Source organism: Microvirga aerilata, assembly GCF_016743775.1.
GTDB classification, from domain to species: Bacteria; Pseudomonadota; Alphaproteobacteria; order Rhizobiales; family Beijerinckiaceae; genus Microvirga; species Microvirga aerilata.
Genome location: NZ_JAEQMY010000178.1, coordinates 1 through 5,266 on the forward strand (window position 1 = coordinate 1; position 5,266 = coordinate 5,266).

8 protein-coding genes are annotated in these 5,266 nt (G+C 59.5%); 5 read left to right on the top strand and 3 right to left on the bottom strand.

Annotated features, from left to right (window positions below):
• Positions 1-15: 15 nt before the first annotated feature.
• Positions 16-135: a hypothetical protein gene (locus tag JKG68_RS30820; protein ID WP_312891057.1), complete on the top strand. Its 120-nt coding sequence runs from the start codon at positions 16-18 to the stop codon at positions 133-135.
• A 157-nt stretch (positions 136-292) separates the two neighbouring features.
• On the opposite strand, the gene JKG68_RS30825 is transcribed toward JKG68_RS30820, so the two are convergent.
• The 3 genes from JKG68_RS30825 to JKG68_RS30835 all read right to left on the bottom strand — a co-directional run bounded on the left by JKG68_RS30825 (position 293) and on the right by JKG68_RS30835 (position 2,130).
• Complete coding sequence (locus JKG68_RS30825) at positions 293-811, bottom strand: flavodoxin family protein (protein ID WP_202066101.1); 519 nt, start codon at positions 809-811, stop codon at positions 293-295.
• A gap of 207 nt (positions 812-1,018) precedes the next feature.
• Entirely contained in the window at positions 1,019-1,660 is a 642-nt protein-coding gene (locus tag JKG68_RS30830; RefSeq protein WP_246516098.1) for a site-specific integrase, read from the bottom strand.
• Positions 1,661-1,782: 122 nt separating this feature from the next.
• Positions 1,783-2,130: a hypothetical protein gene (locus tag JKG68_RS30835; protein WP_202066103.1), complete on the bottom strand. Its 348-nt coding sequence runs from the start codon at positions 2,128-2,130 to the stop codon at positions 1,783-1,785.
• Between the two features lie 118 nt (positions 2,131-2,248).
• On the opposite strand from JKG68_RS30835, the gene JKG68_RS30840 reads away from it, so the two are divergent.
• From JKG68_RS30840 to JKG68_RS30855, 4 genes are all read left to right on the top strand, one after another.
• Positions 2,249-2,725, top strand: a complete 477-nt coding sequence (locus JKG68_RS30840; RefSeq protein WP_202066104.1) for an MbcA/ParS/Xre antitoxin family protein — start codon at positions 2,249-2,251, stop codon at positions 2,723-2,725.
• Positions 2,726-2,811: 86 nt separating this feature from the next.
• Positions 2,812-3,729 carry an antitoxin Xre/MbcA/ParS-like domain-containing protein gene (locus JKG68_RS30845; protein ID WP_202066106.1) on the top strand — a complete coding sequence of 306 codons (918 nt, stop codon included), beginning with the start codon at positions 2,812-2,814 and terminating at the stop codon, positions 3,727-3,729.
• 85 nt (positions 3,730-3,814) lie between these two features.
• Positions 3,815-3,970, top strand: coding sequence for a DUF433 domain-containing protein (locus JKG68_RS35060; protein ID WP_202066108.1), 156 nt, complete (start codon positions 3,815-3,817; stop codon positions 3,968-3,970).
• A gap of 47 nt (positions 3,971-4,017) precedes the next feature.
• On the top strand, positions 4,018-4,236 hold the full coding sequence (locus JKG68_RS30855; RefSeq protein WP_202066110.1) for a hypothetical protein: 219 nt from the start codon (positions 4,018-4,020) through the stop codon (positions 4,234-4,236).
• The last annotated feature ends 1,030 nt before the right edge of the window (positions 4,237-5,266 follow it).

A 5,266-nucleotide genomic window follows, 5' to 3' on the forward strand; every position in this document is an offset into this window, starting at 1 on the left:
CGTGAATGGGGCCGTATTGGTCGACCTGGGCAACGAAGAGTCGAGCTCTACGAAAACCAGTCATGTGCAGTGGAAGCTCTTGAAACCTGGCTCCAGCGAAAGCGGCGACGTGGCTACGAGCTCAGGAAGGGCTAGGAGAATTGCCGTGACCGAAACGAGGAAGAGTGTGCACGATCCCGTATGCTGAAGTCGAAGGTGCGGAGACGGACCGGTCATGCTGTCAACATTGAACCAGTTCACTGACAAGCGGCGCGTGCCGTTCGATTATGTTCATAACACACCATCTTGCGGCCTAGAACATCCCGATACTCATCCCTGCCGCAAGTGCGGCCCCGAGCTCTTCGCAGCGCTTCAGATCGTCTGATCCAATGATCTTGGGAGCCAGGATCGCTTCAGGTATCTGCGCGTGGGTGCAGACGATTAACGGATCGGCGATAGGTTTGAGCCGCCATCCCGTCGCGATGCGCTCAACTTGACGGGCTGCGTTGTGACCGTCGCTGCCGGCGCAGATCAGCGTCGCATAGGCGCGCCCGCTGATCCGATCGAGCGCAGGATAGTAGGTGCGGTCAAAGAAATCCTTCATAAATCCGGCCATGGCCGCCAAATTTTCAGGCGTGCCGAAGATATAACCGTCTGCCTCGAGGAGGTCGGCTGCCTGAGCCGCTGGTGCCGGAAGCAGGTGAACGCGAACGGTCGGCTCTGACGCTGCCCCACGGGCAGCAGCCTCGACCATCTGACGAGTGCCTCCCGTCATCGAGTGATACACGATCAGGAGCGTTTTCGTCAGGTTTAAGTTCACCATGTCGTCCATCGGCTGAGATCCTGGACCTGACGGCGGGTGCCAGCAAGAGGATGAGCCAGCTCAGTGTCTTGGAATTCATGCCACCTTTAAAGCCAAGCTTGAGGCTGATATGGACGACTTGACATTCCTGCAACTCATCCCAATATCTCGGGTAAGTGGATTGGGGGTTGTCCCCGGTCGGCGCTGGGCCTCGGTTTACCGGGGCCTTTCGCTTTTCTAGGGGAAAACCTTCCATCCCCACACCTTCGGAAGGATGCTCCCATAGGCCCGGTTTTCCTGTTCGTGCAGGGGCACGAGGCGCTGCTTGTCGCCCTTGCCGCGCACCAGCAGCATCCGGGTGCCGGGCGGCGCCGCATCGGAGGGCAGCGACAGCGCCTCGCTGATCCGCATGCCGGAGGCATAGAGCGTCTCGAACAGGGCAGCGCGGCGGGCATAGCCGGCCTGACGGTAGAGGCCCACGGAGGAATCGGCCGCCAGCCGATGAGCCGTCTCCAGGAGCGCCTCCGTCTCGGCAATGGAGAGGACGAAGGGGAGCTTGCGCGACCGCTTCATGCTCGACAGGTGAGCGGTGGGGTCACGGGAGCCGAGTTCCTCGGCGATCAGGAACTTGTGCAAGCCGCGGGCCACCGTAATCCTGCGGGCGATGGTGGATCCGGCATAGCCGCGCCCATCGAGACCAGCGATATAATCCCGGATCTGCTCCAGGCCGACCCCCTCTAGACTGAGCCTGCTCTCATCTAGCCAGGCGAGGTAACAGTTGAGATCGTCAGTGTAGGTGTCGATGGTACCGGCAGATGCCCCGAGCTCCGTTGCCATGGCATCGAGCCAGAGCTGGGCCAGCCGCTGATTGGTCCGCATGAAATCCTCCCGATCGGGAGCAACATGGCACGACATCCGTTACTGGCTTCTTGTCAAAACTCCGCAGCAACCATCCGCCACGATCGCGCTTTTCGTCCGAGCTCTATCCATTGCGATTGGCTTTATACCGTCAGGGTCTTGAGCTTGTTTCGGCGGTTCGGGTCCAGCTTCAACGGAAGTACTGTCACAATCATCTGCTCTCGCCGCTGGTAGACGATTCTCACCTTCGAGGATGCTGCCAGATTGCGGCGTGTCAGCTTGGCGATGACCATAACCCTGGGGTAGGGGGCCCAGTAGGGGCTTGCGAATGCAACTCGGTACTTGAGCTCGATCCGATCAACCAGGTCGATCAAGGAGGCAGGATCATAATCATCGAGATTGTAGCGCTCGCGGAATCGCCGGAGCGCATGGATCGTCCAGTGACGTTCGATCGCCGCCATGATGGCCTGATGAGACTTGGTGAGGGTCATGACTGCTCGACAAAGAACCCCGTAGCCATGATCAGGATTATGTTTCACATCAGCTCGATTGCAATCACAGCCTCCAACAGAATTGGCCGTAATCCAACGTGATGCTAGACTCTCGCCCATGACACAGATGGCTGACGAGATCCGCGCCCTCCTTGCTGATCTGTACGGTGATCCTGAGGACTTCCTGAAGACGCCGCACCGGTGGTTCGGCGGGCGTTCGCCGGACGAGCTCATGGCAACTGAGGCGCGCCAGTTCGTGCTCCTGAAGTTCCTTCGCGGGAGAGATCACGTGCCGCCCATTGAACCAGATCGAGACTTCAAGCCCTACACGACGGCAAACGCCGACGACAGCATTGACCAGGCAATCGCCCGTCTCAAGGAGCAAATCGAGCAGCTCAGGGCTCTCAAGGGATCTGGACCGGAGATCGCCACGGTCATCGGAAGAGCACGAGAGGTTTATGGCGATGAGGGCCTGCTGTGGCTCCTTGAGTATAACCAAGTGCTGCAGACGACGCCTTTGGAACTCGTCCTCCAAGGCAAGGCCGAGCGCGTCCTCAGGCAGCTTGGACGAATTGAGCACGGAGTATACGCATGAGCGCGCGGAGGAGGGGCGACTGATTGCCTCTCGCCGATGAACAATCGGCAGATCATCGGAGACGCACATGGAGACTTGCTACTGAGATGACCGAAGAAGCGATAGCCGAGATGATAGCGGCCGGCGAGGTACGGAAGGTAGAACTGATCCGTACGGCTGGTGGGCTCTACACGCTCTCGGAGGTCGCCGCGATCCTCGCAATCTCCGAGCCATTAGTCGAGGAGCGGCGTAAGGCGGGGGAGCTTATCGCCGTCAGGTTGGCTGAAAGCTACTGTTACCCGGCCTGTCAGTTCACGCCGCACGGGATCGTGACGGGGCTTCCCGGGGTCTTGGCCGTGATGCCGGTCCGGCATGACTGGATGCGGCTTGAATGGCTCCTGATCCCGCATGAGGCGCTGGAAGGGCTTTCCCCGCTTGAGGCTCTGAAAGCAGGGCGCCTCGAGGACGTCATAGACATCGCTCGGGACCATGAAGGACAGAGTCCTTTTGCAGATCTTGACCATGAGGCTCCTCGAAAAGTGGAACACCGCCCGCGATCTTTGGATCGGCCGCTCGACGATACCGGGAAGGGAGTTCTTGTCATGAAGGGATCCGGCCTCGGGCCTCTGGTCAGTCTGGAAGAGGGTAAGGCGCTGCTGGATGAAATCACTGTCGATGATGACTCAACAGACTGGGCAGCATCCGAACTCCTGGCTGCTGACCGCATGGCGGAGAAGCTCGGTATCTCCGCTGCGACGCTCGATCTGTGGCGAGATGGTGGGACGGTCATTGCCTTCCGCAAAGACGCCCATGAGTTCGTCTATCCGGAGCGCCAGTTTGAGCACTCCCGACCGATCGAGGGCCTCGACCGGGTTGCGGCATACTTTCCGTTCCCTGCGGAGGCGTGGGAGTGGTTGGTCACGCCCAATCCGTACACTGATAGTGCGGCACCGGTCGACCGGCTGCGGTCAGGGCACATCGACGAGGTCGTTCGGGCTGCGGAAGGTGCGAATGACTATCAGTGAAGATACGAACGCAAAGCGAGACGACACGATTGTCTCGGATCCTGAAATCCTGGGTGGCATTCCGGTCATCTAAGGCACACGGGTCTTGGTCTATGACGTGGCGGCATCCGTCATGGCAGGGATCCCGCGGGATCGAATTCTGGCCGCCTATCCCACCATCAAAGAATACCATCTGGATCTAGCTGTCGCTTATGCTGAGGCCAATCGATTGCAAGGTCGGACTCGCGGGATTTCACAATAGCCAGGCGCAACTCCGGTGAGGTCCGGGCAGATACCGCGGAGGAAGGGATGATCGCCGAGCCTCAGAATCTTGAGCACGGAGGACGTGAATGGTCCGAGCAACTCAGGAGCGCGGTTCGAGAAGCTATCGCTGCAGCAGTCATCGAGCATCAGAGAAAGGGAAATCCCGTGTACTTCGCGGACGATGCGGGTTGCTTGTGTGTGATGATGCCCGACGGACATGAGCGCCAGCTGACCAATGTCGAGATCGAGGCTTTCACGCGATAACCGTTTGCCAGGACCACTTACGTACCGAGGCAACCGAAGGCTTTGTTGCAACTTCGGCCATATCAAATGCGAGGGGCCACGCTGCCAGCCGTTAGCAGACTTCTTGTCAAAAGTGTTGTTATCAGCCGCTTTCCGGTTTGTGACAGGTTCGAAACAAGGATGAGAGTCAATAGACCTGTCGTGTCCCTCTCCCGCGGTGACTAATAACCTGCTCGGGCAACAATATTCGACAATGGCACACATCTGTCGCCTGTCACTCATGCACCAGACCGGCCACCTCAATGGCACTTGGGTCACGCGGATAACGACAATGGGCTGGGGCTCACACCCAGCCGCATCCGCTCAGGCGAATTGAGCGTGTTTGCCCGTCACGGCCCCAACCGCGTCAAAGCTCCTTGTGAGCGCTCGCCAAGGGTTGCCGATCTCCCTCAATTCGGACCCGTTGGAGCTGAATCCGTTCCCGTCGGCTCCGAGGGACAGCGATCGTTCAGGCCTGTGTGTCATCGGACCGGCCCATGTCGGGAGATCGAGCGCCTGCATCGCTTCTCGGGCACCCACAACCGTCGGGTCATTCAAGCCATCCTTGGCCGGCGCGGCATCGAGCGCTGCCGCATAAGGCTTCTTCAGTCTCTGCGTCCGAGCAGAGCCGTCTAAGCAGCCGAGCCATTGATGCGGCTGCGGTCATTGTAAACCTGAAGCCGTGCGGCGCGGCGTTCATCCCGCAAGTCCCGGCGGGCAAGGCACTGCCGAATGTGCCTGATGACCATCGGACCGGCTGCGTACCTGCGGCAGGGTCAGGTGCTGGGCAAGAGAAGACACCAGGTGAAGCAATCCCAGGAGAGAATGACGGGAAGATCACCGGACGGTTGAAGGACAAGACGAGATAAATCCCAAAAGGACACCTCACGCCTCGCTCAAGGGCGATCCGAAGCGGTGCAGCACCTGAGACAAGGGTGACATCGTCGATCCTTCGACGGGCGGCCCGCACAACGCAGGCCAGCCCACCCTCATCATCAACCCTCATTGAGAC